At 72.5% G+C, this 20,245-nt stretch carries 10 protein-coding genes; 7 read left to right on the top strand and 3 right to left on the bottom strand.

The genetic code is table 11. The annotated features are described in order from the left end of the window. Positions 1-6: 6 nt before the first annotated feature. The gene (locus tag AX018_RS07720; RefSeq protein WP_111876717.1) at positions 7-822 is read right to left on the bottom strand and encodes a carbon-nitrogen hydrolase family protein; all 816 of its coding nucleotides are present in this window, start codon (positions 820-822) and stop codon (positions 7-9) included. Beyond that, positions 822-5,117 (bottom strand): YhdP family protein, encoded by a 4,296-nt coding sequence (locus tag AX018_RS07715; RefSeq protein ID WP_111876716.1) that lies wholly within the window; start codon positions 5,115-5,117, stop codon positions 822-824. The genes AX018_RS07720 and AX018_RS07715 overlap by 1 nt, the downstream gene beginning before the upstream one ends. Before the next feature lie 101 nt (positions 5,118-5,218). On the opposite strand from AX018_RS07715, the gene glnE reads away from it, so the two are divergent. After that, complete coding sequence (gene glnE / locus AX018_RS07710; RefSeq protein ID WP_111876715.1) at positions 5,219-7,969, top strand: bifunctional [glutamate--ammonia ligase]-adenylyl-L-tyrosine phosphorylase/[glutamate--ammonia-ligase] adenylyltransferase; 2,751 nt, start codon at positions 5,219-5,221, stop codon at positions 7,967-7,969. 225 nt (positions 7,970-8,194) lie between these two features. Here glnE and AX018_RS25905 read toward each other — a convergent pair whose 3' ends face one another. After that, entirely contained in the window at positions 8,195-10,012 is a 1,818-nt protein-coding gene (locus AX018_RS25905) for a methyl-accepting chemotaxis protein (RefSeq protein WP_111876714.1), read from the bottom strand. An 842-nt stretch (positions 10,013-10,854) separates the two neighbouring features. Between AX018_RS25905 and AX018_RS07700 the strand changes: the two genes are divergently transcribed. From AX018_RS07700 to AX018_RS07675, 6 genes are all read left to right on the top strand, one after another. Beyond that, a complete protein-coding gene (locus AX018_RS07700) occupies positions 10,855-14,952 on the top strand; it encodes an SDR family oxidoreductase (RefSeq protein WP_353618486.1) in 4,098 nt (1,365 codons plus the stop codon). Between the two features lie 14 nt (positions 14,953-14,966). Beyond that, complete coding sequence (locus AX018_RS07695) at positions 14,967-16,295, top strand: glycosyltransferase (RefSeq protein ID WP_111876713.1); 1,329 nt, start codon at positions 14,967-14,969, stop codon at positions 16,293-16,295. Between the two features lie 35 nt (positions 16,296-16,330). Next, positions 16,331-16,531 (top strand): MbtH family protein, encoded by a 201-nt coding sequence (locus AX018_RS07690; protein ID WP_111876712.1) that lies wholly within the window; start codon positions 16,331-16,333, stop codon positions 16,529-16,531. Positions 16,532-16,722: 191 nt separating this feature from the next. Then, positions 16,723-17,490: a CerR family C-terminal domain-containing protein gene (locus AX018_RS07685; RefSeq protein ID WP_111876711.1), complete on the top strand. Its 768-nt coding sequence runs from the start codon at positions 16,723-16,725 to the stop codon at positions 17,488-17,490. Next, on the top strand, positions 17,487-18,905 hold the full coding sequence (locus AX018_RS07680; RefSeq protein WP_111876710.1) for an efflux transporter outer membrane subunit: 1,419 nt from the start codon (positions 17,487-17,489) through the stop codon (positions 18,903-18,905). The genes AX018_RS07685 and AX018_RS07680 overlap by 4 nt, the downstream gene beginning before the upstream one ends. 106 nt (positions 18,906-19,011) lie before the next feature. After that, positions 19,012-20,205, top strand: a complete 1,194-nt coding sequence (locus tag AX018_RS07675; protein ID WP_111876709.1) for an efflux RND transporter periplasmic adaptor subunit — start codon at positions 19,012-19,014, stop codon at positions 20,203-20,205. The last annotated feature ends 40 nt before the right edge of the window (positions 20,206-20,245 follow it).

Below are 20,245 nucleotides of genomic sequence, written 5' to 3'. Positions count from 1 at the left end.
GCGGGTTCACAGGACGCGGTGGTCCAGCGCCGGCAACTGCCCGCGCACGTCCCGCAGGCGGTCCGCGTCCAGCGTGCCGGCCACCACGCCCGCGCCCTCGGCGCGCTGGTCCAGGATGGCGCCCCAGGGGTCCACCACCATGCTGTGGCCCCAGGTGCGGCGCCCGTTCTCGTGCACGCCGCCCTGGGCGGGCGCGACCACGTAGGCCAGGTTCTCCACGGCGCGGGCGCGCAGCAGCACCTCCCAGTGCGCCTGGCCGGTGGTGTGGGTGAAGGCGCTGGGCACCAGCAGCACGTCGGCCCCCGCGCGGGCATGCGCGCGGTACAGCTCGGGAAAGCGCAGGTCGTAGCACACCGACAGCCCCACGCGCCACGCGCTGCCGTCGCGCGCGGTCATCGTGAAGCGCGCGGGCGCGCTGCCGGCCTCGATCACCGCCGCCTCGTCGAAGCGCTCGCGGCCGTTGTCGAATCGGAAGAGGTGGATCTTGTCGTAGCGCGCCACGCATTCGCCCGCGGGCGAGAAGACCAGCGTGGTGTTGCGCACGTGGCGGTCGCTGTCGCAGCGCAGCGGCAGCGTGCCGCCGACGATCCACAGGCCCAGATCGCGCGCGGCCCCGGCCAGGAAGTCCTGGATGGGGCCCTCGCCGAAGGCCTCGCGCAGGGCCAGCTTGTCGGTGTCGCGCGCGCCCATGGCGCAGAAGTATTCGGGCAGCGCGGCCAGCTCGGCGCCCTGGGCGGCGGCCTCCTCCAGCAGGCGGCGGGCCTGCGCGAGGTTGTCCTGGACCCGCAGGCCCGAGACCATCTGCAATGCGGCGGCTTTCATCATGAATCGTCCTCTTCAGAGCCCCGGGCGCGGGGCGCCTTGCGGTTGGATGCGGCCGGAGCGGCGGCCGGGGCGACCACGCCCTCAGCGGGCGCGTTGCCCGGCGCGGCGACGTCCGCGGGCCCCGAGCCGACCCGGCGCCGGGGCACGCGCGCGATGCGCGGATCGGTCCAGGTGCCGTCGATGCGGAACTCCTGCGTGGCGGCCTGGATGAGCGGCCCGCGCAGGAACATCTGCGCGAGGAAGCTCCCCAGCCCCACCACCGGGTTGATGGCGGTGGCCACCAGCGAGGCCGTCATGGCGTTGATCTCAGGCACCACCACCACGTGCAGGTCCTGCGTCTCGCGGTCGAGGTCGGCGCTGCCCTCCATGAGCACGGCGGCGTTCACGCCCTTCATCTGCAGGTTGTTGGTGGTGGCCACGCCCTGGTCGATGCGCACGTCGCCGCGCACGAAGTCGAAGGCGAAACCCTCGCTGAACACGTCGCGGAAATCCAGCGTGAGCCGGCGCGGCAGCGACTGCAGGCTCAGCACGCCCAGCAGCTTGGCCAGGCCCGGGTCGGCCTTGAGGAACTGGCCGGACTCCATGTTGACGTTCATCTGCCCCGTCATGGAGTGGTAATCGGGGCTGAGCGGCGCCCCCACCCAGGCCACCTGCCCCTCGATGCGGCCCTTGCCCCGGCGCACGACGTCGGCCATGCCGAAGCGCGCCAGCAGGTCGCCGGAATCGCGGACGTCGAGCCGGAAATTCATCACCGTGCGGCGGCGCGCCTCCGGGCCGGCGGTGCCCCCGCCCGGCAGCACCCAGTTGCCGCTCGACACCAGCGTGGCCTCGGGCACCGACAGGTTGAGCTTGGACAGGCGCCACTCGCGCTGCGCGCCGTCGCCGCCCCGGTTCTGCGCCTCGACCTCGATGCGCCCGAGCCGCCGGCCCCGCAGCTCGAAGTCCTGCACGACGATGTCGAGCGCCGGCAGCGTGGTGTCGGCGAACCGCGTGGCGATCAGCGATTCCTCGACTTCCTGCGCCTCGCTCTGCGGCACCGACAGCCGCGAGAGGCGCGCGAACACCCGGCCGCCCGCGCCATCGGCCGATGCGGCATCGCCCGGGCGGTATTCCACGTAGCCGCTGAGTTCGCGCGCATCCACGTTGGCGCGCCAGGTGGTGCCCTCGCGCGAGCCGCCGGCGACCACGTCGTGCAGCGTGCGCCCCTGCAGGGTGAGGGTCTGGGCGCGCGCGGCCAGCACCGTGGGCATGAATTCCTGCGCGCCGCCCGCGGGCACCCGGGCGCTGCCGCCCCAGACCGCCGATGCGCCGGGCGCGGGCGCGGGCGCGGGCGCGGGCGCGCGCGGCGCCTCCGCGGAAGCCCCCGGTGCCGCCGCACCCAGCACGGCCTGCCAGGCATCGATGTCCAGGTGGGCCGTGTGCACGTTGGCGGCAACGCCCTGCTCGGGCATGACCGCCGCCTCGCCCGGCGCGAGCCCCACGGCGATGGCCCCGCGCAGCACGCGCGGCTGCGGCCCGGAATGGTCGAGCACGTAGTTCGCCGAGCCGACGCCGCCGACCTCGACCGCCACCTGCTCGCGCACCGGCGGCAGCGCGCCGGCCCCGCCGGCGCCATTGCCGCCCGCCACCACCGACTCGCGCGCGAGTTGCGACTCATAGCGCACCGGCATCACCGCATCGGCGGCCTTGCCCAGGGGCGCGGGCAGCGTCAGGGCCATGCCCTGCAGGTTGGTCGTCACCAGCACCTCGGGCAGGCCCCGGCGCACGCCCAGGACCAGCGCATAGGCGGTGCTGCCCGTGGCATGGCGGGCCAGCTCGGGCACGCCCGGCCACTGCACCGCCTGGCGCAGCCCCTCGGCGCTGGCCACGCCCTGGCCGCGCACCTGCACCACGGATTCCTGCGCGCCGCCGGGGCCCGGCCGCATGCCGCCTTCGAGCCGCAGGTCTCCGCCCAGCGCCCGCCCCTGCACGCCGGCCAGCGTGAAGCCGGTGTCGCTGAACTGCACGGCACCGCGTGCGCGGGCGATGAGCGGCACGTCGGGCGTGATGCGCACGTCGTTGCCCGAAAGGGCCACGCTGCCCTGCACCTTCGACTGGTCGATGTGGCTGATCGGCAGGCTCAGCGCCAGTTGCAGGTCCGCGTTGCCGGTGCCGGTGGCCTGGTCGAGCGCGTGCGAGGTGAGCCGCGAGAGCGGCGAGCCGGCCATGAAGGCCAGCATGTCGGCCAGCGGCCCCTGCGCCTGCGCGTTCACGCCCACCACGGTGTGCGACAGGTCGGGGATGCGCGCCTCCACCTTGCCGACCCGCAGCCTCGGCGAGCCCGCGAAGCTGCCGCTCGCGCCCTTCACCGCCATGCTGGAGCGGTCGAATACCAACTCCCCGGCCAGTTGCGTGAGCGCCGGCCACGCCGGGTCGCCCGCGTGCTGCAGGCCGGGGGGCACGTAGGCATAGGTCACGTCCTTCACCTTGGCGGCGATGTGGAACTCGCCCTGGCCCGGGTGGTTGAAGGGAATGTCGTGCAGGTCGCCCTTGACCCGGAACTGCACGCCCGACGCGGTGCCCGCGGTCACCGCGTCGCGCACGTAGTGCCGGGTCTCCGCGGGGATGGACAGGGGCAGGTAGCGGTGCACGCGCGTGCCGTCGGCGCGCTGGAGCGTGCCGCTCAGGTCCAGCACCCCGGGAAACCGCGAGCGGCCGGCCGAATGCCCCGGATCGCTGGTGGCCCAGGTCAGCCGGGCCTCGCCCTGGGCATCGCCGTTGGCGAACTGCAGGTCCGGCATCTGCACGGCGATGCGGCCGCCGTCCACCTGCCAGCGCACGCTGGCGGACAGCCGGTCCACGGGGACCACGGCCTCCTCGAACACCTCGGGCAGCACCAGCGCGCCGTCCTGGATGGAAAAGGCCGCCTTGCCGCCCGCCTGGGTCAGCTCGAAATCGACCATGGCGCCGCGCACGCCCGGCAGCGCGGCCGGCTTCGCGGTCCCGCCCGCGGGGCCGTCGGCCAGCGCGAGGCCCGAGACCCGGCCGCGCGCCTGGTACTGCTTCGGCGCGTCCAGCGGGCCGCGCCAGTTGGCCTGCACCTCTTCCACGAGCCCGCGCGGGCCGTAGCGGTCCAGCGCGGCATGCAGCTCGTCGCCCAGCGGCAGGCGGCTGGCGATCTGCGCCAGCGCCGCGAGGTCGAGCCGGTCCGCGCGCAGCTCGCCCTGCTCGCGCCCCGGGTTGGCCGGGTCCCGGCCGGCCTGGCGCAGCAGGGCATTGCCGCCGGGCCAGCGCAGGCCGCCCTGCGTGAGGAACTGCAGCCCCTCGGTGGACACCTCGAAGCCCCCTTCCAGCAGCCGCCCGCCCACGCGGCCGGCCACCGACGCCAGCGCCAGCGGCTCCAGCCCGGCGCCGAGCGTGGCGTTCACGTCCGCGAGCGCTACGTCCGCCGTGCCGCCGGCCACCTCGCCCCGGCGCACGTCCAGCCACGCGCGCAGGGCGCCCCGGCCCTCGGCCACCTCGATGCCCTCGATGTCCGCATGCTGGCGCAGCCGCGACACATCGACCCGCGCGAAATCCGCGAAGAGCTGGCCGCTCCAGTGCTTCCAGGCGCCGCCGTGCGTGGTGAGCAGCGGCTGGCGGAACTGGCCCATGAGCGTGAAGCGCCCGCCCCAGGCCGCGGGCGGCGTGGCGTCCAGGCGCATGGCGTGGCGCCAGCCCCGGTTGCGCAGCACGATGTCCACGCCGGAGAGTTCGAGCGGCGGGGCGCCGCGCCGCGCATCGGTCCAGCGCACGGTCCCGCCGCGCAGCGCCAGCTCGCCCTGGGAGAAGAGCCAGTCGCCCACGGCGCTGCCCTCGCCCGGGCCCACGCTGCTGTGCAGCGACAGGCCGCCCACCACGAGCCGGCCGTCGGCCTCGCGGCGCACGTCCAGGTCGGGCCGCTCGATGTAGAGCTGCTCGAAGCCCAGGCGCAGCGCCGAGCGTGGGGACACCGCGGCGACGATGCGCGGCAGGCGCACGGCCTCGCGGCCCTGCGGGTCCAGCAGGGCCACGTCGGTCAACTCGATGGTGGGCACCAGGCCCTCGGAGCGCGCCGAAAGCGCGCCGATGCGCACGGGTACCCCCAGGGCCCGCGCGGCATGGGCCTCCAGCTGCGGACGCCACTCGCCGATTCGCGGCACAATCCAGCCGTGTAGCACCCCCCAGGCCACGGTCACCAGCAGCCAGAAGGCAATCAACGATCCCAGTGACCACCGCGCAAGGCCTGCCATGCATCGGAGCAGGCGGGAGGGGTGCGGTGTCGTCTCAATCATGGTGGGCTTGGATGTGGCAGGAATTATGACCCGCGCCCGCCATGGGGGTTCAGCCCCAAAGGGTGTCGGTATGTACGCTTTCGGAGCCTCTTGCTTGCCATATGTCCACGCCGTTCGCTGACCCGGACGCGCGCCCGGCCACTGCCGCCGGCGCCGCCCACTCCCGATTCCACCAGCGGCTGCTGCGCCGCTATGCATCCGAGCTGCCCCTGCTGCCGCCGGGAGCGCCCACCCGCCAGACCATGGCCGAGGCCCTCGCGGCCCTGCGCGCGCTGGGGCACGGCACGGGCGCGGCCCTGCGCGTGCTGCGCCAGCTGCTCATGGAGCGGCTGGTCCGCCTGGATTGCGAGGACGGCGCGCCGCTCTCCGACATCACCCGCGCCACCACCCAACTGGCCGAGCTGGCCCTGGACGAGGCCCTGCGCCACGCCCGCCAGGAGCTCGATGCGCGCCACGGCGCCCCCGTGGGCCCGGAGGGCCAGCCCGTCGCGCTCTGGATCGTGGGCATGGGCAAGCTCGGCGCGCGCGAGTTGAACGTATCCAGCGACATCGACCTGATCTACGTCTACGAGCACGACGGCGACACCGCCGGCGTGGACGGCGGCCGGGGCCGCATCTCGCACCAGGAATACTTCGGCCGGGCCGTGAAGGCCATCCACGCCCTGGTGGGCGAGACCACCGAGCACGGCTTCGTCTTCCGCATGGACCTCGCCCTGCGGCCCAACGGCAATTCCGGGCCGCCGGCCGTCTCGCTCGCGGCGCTGGAAGACTACCTGCAGGTGCAGGGCCGCGAGTGGGAGCGCTTCGCGTGGCTCAAGAGCCGCATCGTCGCGCCGCTGGACGGGCTCGTCCACCCGGCCGTGCAGGGCCTGCGCGCGGTGGTGCTGCCCTTCGTGTTCCGCCGCTATCTCGACTACAGCGTGTTCGAATCGCTGCGCTCGCTGCACCGCCAGATCCGGGACCATGCCGCCAAGCGCAGCGCGGGCCACCCCGAGCGCGCCAACGACGTGAAGCTCTCGCGCGGCGGCATCCGCGAGATCGAGTTCACCGTGCAGTTGCTGCAGGTGGTGCGCGGCGGGCAGTTCCCCGAACTGCGCTGCCGACCCACGCTGGAGGCCCTGCAGCGCCTGGCGCGCGCCGGGCTCATGCCGCAGGAAACCGCCGATGCGCTCGCCGAGGCCTACACCTTCCTGCGCCGCGTGGAGCATCGCATCCAGTACCTGGACGACCAGCAGACCCACGTGCTGCCCACGCGCGACGACGACCTGGCCTGGATCGCCGCCACGCTGGGCCTGGGCTGCTGCGCCTTCCTGCACCAGCTCGACGCCCACCGCGAACTGGTGGCGCAGGAGTTCGACACCCTGCTCGGCGGCCCCGGCAAGCGGCAGTGCAGCGGCGGCGGCTGCGGCGGCCCGCGCGCGCAGCAGGCCCCCGTGCCCGAACTCGACACGCTGCTGGAGCAGCTCCCCCCGAAGGTGCGCGAGCGCGTGGCGGAGTGGCAGGGCCATCCCCGCGTGGCCGCGCTGCGCGACGAGGCGCGGGCGCGCCTGCTGCGGCTGGTGCAGCGCACGGCGCGCTGGCTGGCCGAGGGCCGCGTCAACGAAGACGCCGCCGTGCGCCTCGTGGCCTGGCTGGAGCCGCTGCTGCGCCGCGAAAGCTATCTGGCGCTGCTGCTGGAGCGCCCCTCGGTGCATGAACACCTCATGCACCTGCTGGGCGCCGCGCAATGGCCCGCGCGCTACATGCTGCAGCACCCGGGCGTGATCGACGAGCTGGCGGGCGATGCGCTGCTGTCCGAGCGCTTCGTGGCCGAGGACTTCGAGCGCGAGCTGGGCCTGCGCATCGCCTCGCTGCGCTCCACCGGCGAGGACGACGACGAGGCCCTGCTCAACCTGCTGCGCCGCGCGCAGCACGCGGAGACCTTCCGCACCCTGGCGCGCGACGTGGAGCGGCGCATCACCGTCGAGCAGGTGGCCGACGACCTCTCGGCCCTCGCCGACAGCGTGCTGCGCATCACCGCCGCCTGGTGCTGGGAGCGGCTGCGCAACCGGCACCGCGATACGCCGCAGTTCGGCATCATCGGCTACGGCAAGCTCGGCGGGAAAGAGCTGGGCTACGGCAGCGACCTGGACATCGTCTTCGTGTTCGACGACGACGACGACCGCGCCCCCGAGGTCTATGCCGCCTTCGCGCGCAAGCTCATCAACTGGCTCACCGTGAAGACCAGCGAGGGCGACCTCTACGAGATCGACACCGCCCTGCGGCCCAATGGCAACTCGGGCCTGCTCGTCACGCGCTTCGAGGCCTATGCCAACTACCAGGAGCGCCGGGGCAGCAACACCGCCTGGACCTGGGAGCACCAGGCCATGACGCGCGCGCGCTTCGTGCTCGGCAGCGAGGCGCTGCGCGAGCGCTTCGACGCGGTGCGCGCGGCCGTCATCACCGCCCCGCGCGACGCCGCCGCACTGCACGCGGAGATCGCCGCCATGCGCGAGCGCGTGCGCGCCGCGCACCCGGTGCCCCCCGACCAGTTCGACGTGAAGCACGGCACGGGCGGCATGGTGGATGCCGAGTTCGCCGTGCAGTACCTCATCCTCGCGCATGCGGGCGCCCACCCGGGCCTGTGCGACAACCTGGGCAACATCGCGCTGCTGCAGCGCGCGGAAGACGCCGGCCTGCTCCCCCCGGGCGTGGGCGCGGCGGCGGCCACCGCCTACCGCACGCTGCGGCAGGTGCAGCACCGCGCGCGGCTCAACGAAGAGCCCACGCGCGTGCCGCCCGAGGCGCTGCACGCGGAACGCGAGGCCGTGCTGGCGCTGTGGCGGGCCGTGTTCGGCGAGGCGCCCCGCTGAACCGGGGCGGGCGCGGCCCCGGCATGGCCGCGGCGCCCGCCGGGGCATGCCCGCGCGGCGCGGCAACGGCCCGCATCAAGCTCACACACGCCGCCTGAACAGCCCGCCCGCCTTCTGGAGGCGGTTTTGTGGCAAAAGGGGCTCCATGTCGCCGTCCCTGCTGCAGATATAGCTATATTTTCAGGAGCACTCCGGGACTGAGGCAGGCCGTCCCGGCGCAGGGACTCAGAAAGACTCCCACTCGTCGTCCGGCCGCGCGGCCGGCGGCTTCGCGGCGCCCGAGGGAGGTGGCGTGGATGCCGCAGGCGCCGGCGGCGGCGCGGCAGAGCGGCCCAGCGCCGGCGCCTTGCGGGGCGCGGGCGCGCGCACAGGGGCCGGGGCGGCCACCGCCGGCCGCGCCGGCGCCGGCATGGGCCGCGCCACGGGCCGGGGCGCCGCGCCAGCCGGCCGGGGCTTGGCGACGGGCGCCGGCCCGCCCCGGGGCACGTCGCCGGCCGCCACGCGGAACTGCGCCACGGCGGACTGCAGCCGCTGGGTCTGCTCTTCGAGCGAGGCCGCCGCCGCCGCGGCCTGCTCCACCAGCGCCGCGTTCTGCTGCGTGGCCTGGTCCATCTGCACGACCGCCTGGTTCACCTGATCGATGCCCGAGGACTGCTCGCGCGAGGCCGCGGAGATCTCGCCCATGATGTCGGTCACACGCTCGACCGAGGCGACGATCTCCTGCATCGTGGAGCCGGCACGCTCCACCTGCGACGAGCCCGCGCCCACCTTGCCCACGGAATCCGCGATCAGCGCCTTGATCTCCTTGGCGGCCTCGGCGCTGCGCTGCGCCAGGGCCCGCACCTCGGAGGCCACCACCGCGAACCCCTTGCCCTGCTCGCCCGCGCGGGCCGCCTCGACGGCGGCGTTGAGCGCCAGGATGTTGGTCTGGAAGGCGATACCGTCGATCACGTTGACGATGTCGGCGATCTTGTGCGAGCTCTCCGAGATCGCCTGCATGGTCACCACCACCTCGTCCACTGCCGAGCCCCCGCGCCGCGCCACCTCCATGCTGCCGGTGGCGAGCTGGCTGGCCAGCTTGGCGCTGTCCGCGTTGTGCTTCACGGTGGAGGACAGCTCCTCCATGCTGGCGGCGGTCTCCTCCAGCGAGGCGGCCTGCTGCTCCGTGCGGCCGCTCAGATCCGAATTGCCCCGGGCGATCTCCTGGGCGCCGACGCGGATCTCCTCCACCCCCTGACGCACCTGCGAGACCATGCGCACCAGCCCTTCCTGCATGGTCCGCGCGGCCAGCAGGAGACGGCCGATCTCGTTGCCCGACCGCACCTCGATGCGCGACGTCAGGTCGCCCTGGGCCACCCGCTCCAGCAGCACGCCGGCCTCGTCCAGCGGCGCGAGCACCTGCCGGCGGATGAAGAGCCAGCATCCGATGGCCAGCAGCAGACCCGTGGCGACCAGGAAGCCGGCCACGATCTCGGACGTGCGCAGCATGCGCACGGTGTCGTCGTGCAGCCCCTGGCCGCGCTGGTCGGCCGCCTGGAACAGCTTCTGCATCAGGCCGTCCATTTCGGCAAGGAGCCGGTTACGCTGGTCCACGATCTCCTTGCCGCTGTATTCCTCCACGTTGCCGCCGGCCAGCCCCGCGCTGCCCCGGCGCACCAGCACGTCGTAGGCCTTGAAGGCGGTGAGCACGGAATCGGCCAGCGGGCGGTCTTGCGCGGACATGCCCTGCGCCACGGATTGCAGGATCTGCGCGGCGTCCTGCATGGCCTTGTCGGCCCGGTCGGTCTGGCTCCGGATGCTGGGGGGCGCGTCTCCGCGCAGCATGTTGCGGTGGGCCACCGCCAGGGCCACGCGGTTGTCCCACATGCGGATCTCCGCCTGCTTCAGCGCCAGCATGTCCTTGGACACGCGTGCCTGGCTCTCGGACGCCGAGACGCCGGACCGGATGCCCATCCAGCCCACCGCAACGGCCACCAGCAGCGCCGCGGTGAAGAACGCCAGGACCAGGAACAGCCCCGACCTGATGGAAAAACTCCGAATCATCGCCACCCCCTGCCAAAGAGCTGCCGCCGGTCAATCGCAACGAAATTTTGCCAGAGCGCAAGGGGGCCGCGGTCGGCATTTGCCCGGGCAGACGGGGCGCCCCGGGATGGCTAGATCCTCTCGGGGCCGATAACCCGGCTGCCCTTTTCCTCCAGGCAGAAACAGCCGATGGAAACCCGAATATCTATTTGCAAAGCCATATCGATTGGCATTGTTTATAAGATATTTTCTTGGCTCTCTCATTCAAGGAATTTATGGGTCTTCCCATTTATTTACCCCATAAATTCTTACACATTGATATTAATCAATCATTTAGCAACGATACAGGGGAGGGGTGACAAAGTTTCACCACCGCCCAAAGAAGCGGACTCCCCCAACCCAATGCCACCCCGCGGCCCGCGGGATATTCATAGAGGGGACGCATCCCAGTCGGTGCGTCGATAAAGGGAGGGAAATAGCGAGGACACACGGCCAATAGAAACATAACCGTACCCCTGCGTTCCTGCGTCTGAAGATAAGCCCACCACTCCACCGCCCCGGAGGCCCTCGCAGGCCTCTCCATTCCATTTCAAGCTATGAATAGAACGGAGCAGCTTCATGCGTGCTTTAGATCAACTCGCCCATGGCACACCGTTGACCGCCGCCCAAATGGGAATGTGGATCGGTGTCCACCTGGCATCCCGTGATACCAATTTCAATTTGGCAGAAGCCATCGATATACATGGTCTATTGTCTTCGGAGATATTCATCGAGGCGCTGAAAATCGTCAGCCACGAGGTCGAGGCCACCCGGCTCCATTTCGCCAACACGTCCCAAGGCCCCAGGCAGTGGGTAGAAGCGGAATGGAATTCTCCGGCGAGTTCCCCGTGCTGGACTTCAGCCAGGAGAGCGACCCCTCGGCCAGCGCGGAAGCATGGATGAGGGCGGATTTCACGCGCCGCCTGGACCTGGCCCGCGACCAGCTGTGGCTCAGCGCCCTGATCAAGCTGTCGCCCGAGCACCACATCTGGTACAGCCGCGGCCACCACATCGCGTTCGACGGCTTCGCGGGCAGCATCATCGCCCGCCGCATGGCGGATCTCTACACGGCGCTGCTGGACGGCGGCACCGCCTCTGCCGCCTCGAAACCGGAGCCCTATTCCACGCTGGTCGACGAAGACCGCGCCTACCGGAACTCCGAGCGCTTCCAGCGCGACCGGCAGCACTGGATGGAGCGCTTCCATGATCGCCCGTCCCCCTTGAGCCTTGCCGACGATCGCAGCGTCAACGTGGGCGGCCTGCTGCGGCAAAAGACCCACTGGCCCGCCGCCCAGGTGAACGTCCTGCGCGACATCGCGCAGAGCCATGGCAGCACGCTCCCGCAGATCCTGATCGCGGCGACGGCCACCTATCTCTACCGGATGACGGGCGTTTCCGATCTGGTGCTCGGCGTGCCCGTGACCGCGCGCTACAACGACCGCATGCGCCGCACCCCCGGCATGGTCGCGAACGTGCTGCCCCTGCGGCTGGCGATGCGGCCCGACATCCCGTTTACGGACCTGCTGCGCGAGGTCGGCCGGCAGATGCGCCAGCTCCTGCGGCACCAGGCCTACCGCTACGAAAACCTGCGCGAGGACCTGGACCTGCTGGCGGACAACCACCATCTCTTCTCCACCGTGGTCAATGTCGAGCCCTTCGACTACGACCTGCGCTTCGGCACCCATCCGGCCAAGCCGCGCAACCTGACCAACGGCACCGCGCAGGATCTGGGCATCTTCATGTACGAGCGGGGCAACGGCCAGGACCTGCAGATCGACTTCGACGCGAACCCGGCCCTCTACACCCCCGAGGCACTGGCCGATCACCAGCGCTGGCTCCTGAACCTGCTGGGCGCGCTGGCTCGCAACCCCACCGAGGCCATCGGCCGGGTGGACGTGCTGCCCGCCGAGGAGCGCCGCACCCTGCTCGCCGGATGGAACGACACCGCGCACCCGCATCCCCAGGCCCACCTGACGGAACTCGTGGAGGCCGGCCTCGCGGCGGACCCCGAGGGCACCGCGCTGCGGTTCGAAGGCCAGTCCATGGCGCGCGGCGAGCTGGACCAGCGGGCGCGGCAATGGGCCGACCGCCTCGCGGCGATGGGCGCGGGCCCCGGGCACATCGTCGCGCTGGCCATCCCACGGTCGCTGGAACTGATGGTGGCGCTGGTGGCCGTCCTCAAGAGCGGCGCGGCCTACCTGCCCATCGATCCGGACTTCCCCGCCGACCGCCTCGCCTTCATGCTGGAAGACGCCCGGCCCGTGTGCCTGATGACCACCGGCGAGCTGACCGGCCGATTCGAGGCAGGCATCCCCCGGTTCCTCGTCGATGACGCCACGGCGGCCGGCGCCGAGCCCCCGGGCCCGGCCACGCCCGCGCCGGCCGTCCGCCTGCAGCCCTCGCACCCGGCCTATGTCATCTACACCTCGGGCTCCACGGGCAAGCCCAAGGGCGTGGTGGTGTCCCACGGCGCCATCGTCAACCGCCTGCGCTGGATGCAGGCGGAATACGGCCTGCAGGCCGACGACCGCGTGCTGCAGAAAACGCCGTCGAGCTTCGACGTATCGGTCTGGGAGTTCTTCTGGCCGCTGATCACGCGCGCCACGCTGGTACTCGCCCGCCCCGGAGGCCACCGCGAGCCGGCGTACCTGGCGGGCCTGATCGCGCAGGAGCAGATCACCACCCTCCACTTCGTCCCCTCGATGCTGGAGGTGTTCCTGCGCGACCCCGCGGCGGCGGCCTGCGCCTCGCTGCGCCGGGTGATCTGCAGCGGGGAGGCCCTCGCGCCCGCCCTGGCCGAGCAGTTCCACCGCACGCTGGACTGCCGGCTGCACAACCTGTACGGCCCCACAGAGGCCGCTGTCGACGTCACCGCCTGGGACTGCGTGCCCGCCCAATGCCATGGGCTCGCGCGCATCCCGATCGGCCGCCCCATCTGGAACACGCAGATGTACGTGCTGGACCACGGCTTCCAGCCCGTGCCGGCCGGGGTGACGGGCGAGCTGTACATCGCCGGCGCAGGCCTGGCGCACGGCTACCTGAACCGCCCCGGCCTCACGGCGGAGCGCTTCATCGCGAACCCGCACGGCCTGCCGGGAAGCCGCATGTACCGCACCGGAGACCTCGCGCGCTGGCGCGCCGACGGCACGCTGGACTTCCTGGGCCGGGCCGACCACCAGGTCAAGATCCGCGGCCTGCGCATCGAGCTGGGCGAGATCGAGTCCACGCTGCTGCGCCACCCGGGCGTGGCGCAGGCCGCCGTGGTGGTTCGGGAGGATGCCCCCGGCGACAAGCAGATCGTGGCGTACTGCGTGCCCCCGGAGGGCACCGAAGCGGATGCGTTCGCGCTGAAGGCCCACGTCGCGCAGCACCTGCCCGACTACATGGTGCCCACCGCCTTCGTCGCCCTGGAACGCCTGCCCCTGGGGCCCAGCGGCAAGCTCGACCGCAAGGCACTGCCGGCGCCCCTGGCGCCCACGCCCGTCGCCGCGTATGTGGCGCCGCGCACGGCCACCGAGCAGACGCTCGCCGAACTGTGGGCGCACGCGCTCAAGGTCGAGAAGGTCGGCATCCACGACAACTTCTTCGAGCTGGGCGGCCACTCTCTGATGGCGATCCAGCTGGGCATGCAGATCCGCGAGCGCATGCACCCGGACTTCCCGCCCGCCGAGCTGTACAACCGCCCCTCCATCGCGGAACTGGCCGCGTGGATGGAAGACGCGGGGGGAGAAGTCCCGGCCGTGAACCTGCTGGCGCAGGCCGAGCTGCCGGCGCATATCCAGGGGCCGGGCGTGGTCGCGCCCACCGTGCCGCAGCGGGTCTTCCTCACCGGGGCCAGCGGCTTCGTGGGCAGCTATCTGCTGGCCACCCTGCTGCGCGACACGGCCGCGTCGGTGATCTGCCACGTGCGGGCGCCCGACGAGGCCTCGGGCCGCGGGCGCCTGAAGCACGCGCTGGCGGAACGCAAGCTCTCGGACGCCTGGGACGATGCCCGCGTGGAAGTCGTCACCGGCGACCTGGGCGCCGAGCACCTCGGCATGGGCGAGGCCGCCATGCGGCGCGTACGGGACGAATGCGACGCCATCTACCACTGCGCCGCCCAGGTGGACTACCTGCATCCGTATGCGAGCCTGAAGCCGTCCAACGTGGACAGCGTGGTCACGCTGCTCGAATGGACGATGCGCGGACGCCCGAAGGTAATGCACTTCGTCTCCACGCTCGGCGTGATCGGCCTCAACCCCGAAACCCCCGTGGTGAACGAGCAGGCGGCCCTGGCCACGGCCGACGGACTGGTCGGAGGCTACGCCCAGAGCAAATGGGTGGCGGACCGCCTGGCCCGCGCCGCGCAGGCCCGGGGCCTTCCGGTGGTGATCTACCGCCTGGGCTCGGTCACGGGAGACCACACCCACGCGGCATGCAACGAAGCCGACGTGTTCTGGCGCGTCGCGCGGCTGTATGCCGATCTGGAGATGATCCCCGACCTGGACCTGCCCCTCAACCTCACGCCGGCGGACGACGTGGCCCGGGCCATCGTGCGGCTGTCGCAGCTGCAGGACTCCTGGGGGCAGATCTTCCACCTGCTCGGCTCCGATCCCCTGCACGCCCGCGATGTGCAAGAGGTGTTCCGGCAACTGGGCCGCGCCCTCGAACCGGCGGACCTGGACACGTGGCTGTACCACGCGCACGCCCGGCTGGGCATGACGCAGGACCACGATCTCGCGGCCCTGCTGGCGATCCTGAACGGCTACAGCACCGAGGCGATCCCCCCGATCCTCTGCGGTGCGGCCACCCAGGCCCGGCTGGAGGCCATCGGCGCGCCGATCCGGCCGGTGAGCCAGCAACTGCTGCGGCGCTATTTGGAGAACCTGGGCATGGGCGCCACCGGAGTCCAGGAAACGCAGCCGGAACCCGCGCTGCTCTGACCAGGGAGAATCGAATGGCACGCTATCTTCTCGCCGCGACGGGCCTGCCGGGCCATGTCATGCCGATGCTGGCCGTGGCCCGGCATCTCGTCCAGCTCGGCCACGAGGTCCGGGTCCACACCGCGAGCCTGTTCCGGGCCCGGGTGGAAGGCACGGGCGCGTCGTTCGATTCCTTCCTGCCGTCCATCGACTTCGATTACCGCGAACTCGACCAGCGCTTTCCGCAGCGATTGCGGCTGCCGCCCGGCCACGCGCGGATGTGCTTCGGGCTGAAGACCTTCTTCGCGGATGCCATCGAACCGCAACACGAGGGGCTGCGCCGCAGCCTGGAGCACTTCGACGCCGACGCCATCATCACGGACACGATGTTCTTCGGCACGTTCCCGATGCTGCTCGGCCCACGGAGCGAGCGGCCCGCGATCGCCGCGCTGGGCATCTCCGCGCTGGCCCTCTCCAGCATCGACACCTGCGTGTTCGGGTCGGCCATGCCGCCGCCCGCCACCGCGCAGCAGCGGCAGCATGGCCAGACGATGCAGGCCACCGTTCAGCGCACGATGTTCGGCGACGTGCAGCGGTATTTCGACGGCGTGCTGGCCCGGCTGGGCAGGCCGCCGCTGCCGGCTTTCTTCAGCGACGCCGTGGTGACCCTGCCCGATCTGTATCTGCAGCTCACGGCCGAGGCCTTCGAATACCCCCGCAGCGACCTGCCGGCGTCTGTGCGCTTCGTCGGGCCGCTGCTCGCGCCGCCGACCCGGAACTTCGCACCGCCGCCCTGGTGGCACGAACTCGGCGACGGGCGCACCGTGGTGCTGGTGACGCAGGGCACGCTGGCCAACGAGAACGCCCATCAGCTGATCATCCCGACCCTGAAGGGCCTCGCCGGCATGCCCCACCTGCACGTCATCGCCACCACGGGCGGGCCGGTGCCGCCCGAGCTGGCGGCGGCCGCGCCGGCGAATGCCCGCGTCGTCGATTACGTGCCCTACGACCAGTTGCTGCCCAAGGTGCATGCGATGGTCACCAATGGCGGCTACGGCTCGGTCAACCACGCCCTCAGCCTGGGCATCCCGCTGGCGGTGGCCGGCAGTTCGGAGGAGAAGCCGGAGATCGCGGCGCGGGTGGCATGGTCCGGTGCCGGCATCAACCTCAAGACCGGCCAGCCGAGCAGCCGCGCGGTCGCCGACGCCGTCCACCAGCTGCTGGGCAACCCCTCGTACCGGCAACGCGCCCTCGCGCTGCGCGAGGCCTTCGCGCGGCACGACGCCCTGGCGGAAATCACCCAGTCCCTGCAGGCGCTCCATGCGCTGCCGCGCGGCGAGCCCGCCACGGCCGACTGCGCATGAGCCCCGAAACACCCTGAACCCGAAGAGACCCTCCCATGACCCATCCCCTCGACGACAAGAACAGCCACTTCCTGGTGCTGGAAAACGCCCTCGGCCAATCGTCCCTGTGGCCGCCCTTCATGGACGTGCCCGCCGGCTGGACCGTCGTGTTCGGCGCGGCTCCGGCCAATGAATGCCATGCGCACATCGAAGCGCGCGCCGCAGCGGCGCAGGGCAGCGCGGCCACCGTCGCCTGAGCCCCGTCGCCTCCCAGGCGGGCACGGACCGTGACGACGCACGCCGCACGCGCCGTCCGGTCCCGGGCGGGGCGGGGCAGCGCCGCCATCGCCCATGACGGCGAACCGGCGCGGAGCCATTCGCCATGGCCGAGGGCGGTGGACATGAAATTCAAACAAACGTTTGATTGATTGTGGTGTAATCCGCCACCATGCCCGCCCGACGCTCCCGATCCGCGCCCCCGCCGCCGCCCTCCGGTGAGGAGCCCGCGTCCGCGCGGCAGCGCCTGCTGCTGGCCGCGCTGCGCCTCTTCTCCGAGCAAGGCTACGCCAAGACCTCGATCCGCGCCATCGCCACGGCGGCACAGGCCAACGTGGCCGCCGTGAGCTACTACTTCGGGGACAAGGCCGCGCTCTACAGCGCCGTGTTCACCGAGCCTTTCTGCGACATCCACGCGCTGATCGCCGATTTCGCGAACCCCGACATCACGCTGCGCGAATCGCTGGGGCGCTATTTCCATGGGGCGCTCGCGCCCCTGAGCCACGGCGAGCTGGCCCGCCAGAGCGTGCGCCTGCACATCCGCGAGATGCTGGAGCCCACGGGCCAGTGGGAGCGGGAGATGGACAAGGAAGTCCGCCAGCCCCACGAGGCCCTGGTGCGCCTGCTCTGCCACCACATGAAAGTCGCGGTGCCGGACCTGGGCATCCACCGGCTGGCGCTCACCCTCTCCGGCCAGGCCTTCCAGCTCTGGGGCCACCGCGACGTGGTGGAAGCCGTGAAGCCGGAACTGCTGGCCACCCCGCAGGCCGTCGAGCTCTGGGCCGACCGCATGACGGACTATGCGATGGCCATGGTCGCGGCGGAGGAGGCCTGGCGGCGCGCCACCCTGCCGGAGCGCCGGGCACCCTCCCGCCGCCGCGCCGCCGCCTCTCCATCCCCTTCTCTCCAACCGGCCCGCCGAAAGACGCCGAAACCATGACGTTCCCCCTTGTCCAACGCTGCCTGCTGCCCACCGCCGCCCTGCTGGCGCTGGCCGGCTGCGCGGTCACGGCCCCCGCTGCGCGCGTCGATACGCCCGCCCCCGCCGCATGGCAGGCCCCGCTGCCGCACCAGGGGCGCGTCGAAGACCTCGCGCGCTGGTGGGAGCGCATGGGCGATCCGCTGCTGGTGGACCTGATCGCGGCCGCGCAGGAGGTGGCGCCCGGCGTGGCGCAGGCGCGCTCCCGCGTGGAGCAGGCGCGCGCGACGCAGGTGGCCGCGCGCGCCGCGCTGCTGCCTGCACTCGACGCGCAGGGCAATGGCAGCCGGGGCGTGAACCAGCAGGCGGGCGGCCTCGCCACCACGATCCAGGGCACGCTGCAGGCCAGTTGGGAGGTGGACCTGTTCGGCGGCAACGCCGCCGCCAATGAGGCGGCCCGCCAGCGCCTGGCGGGGGCCCAGGCCCAGTGGCACGAGGCCCGCGTGTCGGTGGCCGCGGAAGTGGCCACCCAGTACGACAGCTGGCGCCAGTGCCTGCGGCAGGTGGAGGTGGCCGAATCCGATGCGCGCTCGCGCGCCGAGAGCGCCCGGCTCTCTGAAGAAAGCGAGCGCGCGGGCTTCACGGCCCCCGCCACGCGCGCCCTCGCGCAGGCCAGCCGCGCCGAGGGCCGCGTGCGCGCCGAGCAGCAGCGCATGGCCTGCGAGATCGACCTCAAGGGCCTGGTCGCGCTCACCGGCCTGGCCGAGAGCGATCTCCGCGCCCGCGTGGCCGCCGAGGCGGCGGGCCCGGCCCGGCCGGCGCCGCAGGCGCTCTTCGCCATCGAATCCCTGCCGGCCCGCGTGCTGGCCCAGCGCCCGGACGTGTATGCCGCCGAGCGCGAGGTGGCCGCCGCCAGCGCCGACGTCGGCAACGCCCGCGCGCAGCGCCTGCCCCGGCTCAGCCTGAGCGGCTCCGTCGGCCGCGGCTGGGGGACCTCGGGCGGCACCAGCGTGGCGACCGACACGTGGTCCATCGGGCCGGTGGCGCTGAGCCTGCCGGTCTTCGACGCCGGCCGGCGCGCCGCGCAGGTGGATGCCGCCGAGGCCCGCTACCAGGAGGCCGCCCAGCTCTACCGCGCCAACGTGCGCCGCGCGGTGAGCGAGGTCGAGCAGGCCCTGGTGCGGCTCGCCAGCACGGCCGCGCGCAGCGACGACGCCGAGCGCGCGACCGAGGGCTACCGCACCTCCTTCGTCGCCACCGAGGCGCGCTGGCGCGGCGGGCTGGCGAGCCTCGTCGAGCTGGAGGACGCGCGGCGCCTGGCCCTGGCCTCCGAGACCGCGCTCATCACGCTGCGCCAAGAGCGCATGGCCGCGTGGATCAGCCTCTACCGCGCCGCGGGCGGCGGCTGGGAAGCCCCGCAGGCCGCATCGCCCTAGCCCGGGGCCCTAGCGCGCCCCTGGCGGGCCCTCCCCCGGGGGGCACCGCCTTTTCCTCCGACCTCTTTCCCCGATCCCGTCACCGACCGCAACCACGGATTTGCCCATGCTGCGCCTGCGCTCCCAACCCACCGTCCTGGCCCTGGCGGCCGCCTGCCTGATCGCCGCCGCCGGCGGCACGGCCCTGCTGTTCGCGCCCGCCGCCTCGCACGCCGAGAGCGAGCGCGGCGCGGATGCCGCCAAGGCCTCGCCGCGCCCCGCCCTCTCGGTGACCGTGACGACGCCCCGGCGCGACGCGCTGGCCGCGCGCCTGCCGGCCAACGGCAGCGTCGCCGCATGGCAGGAGGCGAGCATCGGCACCGAGAGCAACGGCCTGCGCCTGACCGAGGTGCGCGTGAACGTGGGCGACACGGTGCGCGCGGGCCAGGTGCTCGCCGTCTTCTCGGCCGACACGGTGCAGGCCGAGCTGGCCCAGAGCCGCGCGAGCCTGCTGGAGGCGCGCGCCAGCGCCGCCGAGGCCGCCGCCAACGCCGAGCGCGCCCGCACGCTGCAGGCCTCGGGCGCCCTGAGCCAGCAGCAGATCCAGCAATACACCACGGCCAGCGAAACCGCCGCCGCCCGCGTGGAGGCGGCGCAGGCCGCGCTCGCCACGCAGCAGTTGCGCCTGAAGCACACCCAGGTGCTGGCGCCCGACAGCGGCGTGATCTCGGCGCGCACGGCCACGGTGGGCGCCGTGGTGGGCGCGGGCACCGAGCTGTTCCGCATGGTGCGCAAGGGCCGGCTCGAATGGCGCGCCGAAGTCACCTCCAGCGACCTGCCGCGCGTGCAGGCCGGCACCCGCGCGCGCGTGACGGCCGCCAGCGGCGCGGAGGTGGAAGGCACCGTGCGGGTGGTCGCCCCCACGGTGGACACGCAGACGCGCAACGCGCTCGTCTATGTGGACCTGCCGGCCCACCCCGACATCCGCGCGGGCATGTTCGCGCGCGGCGACTTCCTTCTGGGCCAGCGCGACACCCTCACCGTGCCGCAGTCGGCCGTGGTGGTGCGCGACGGCTTCAGCGCCGTGTTCGAAGTGGTGGAAGGCGGGCGCGTGGCGATGCGCCAGGTCAAGACCGGCCAGCGCACGGGCGACCGGGTGGAGATCGCCTCCGGGCTGCAGGAGCGCGCCAGCATCGTGGAGCGCGGCGGCGCCTTCCTGAACGACGGCGATCTCGTGCGCGTGGAGGCGGCCGCACCGGTAAAAGCCGCATCTTCCAGCCCCCATGTCGGCGTATCGCCTGCGAAGGCTGCTAGCAAATAAGGAGCAAACCTCTCCATGCCGCACCGCCTCCCCTCTTGCG

The sequence above is a fragment of the Paracidovorax anthurii genome, assembly GCF_003269065.1.
In the GTDB taxonomy this organism is placed as follows: Bacteria; Pseudomonadota; Gammaproteobacteria; order Burkholderiales; family Burkholderiaceae_C; genus Paracidovorax; species Paracidovorax anthurii.
This window is presented reverse-complemented; position numbering and strand designations above follow the sequence as displayed.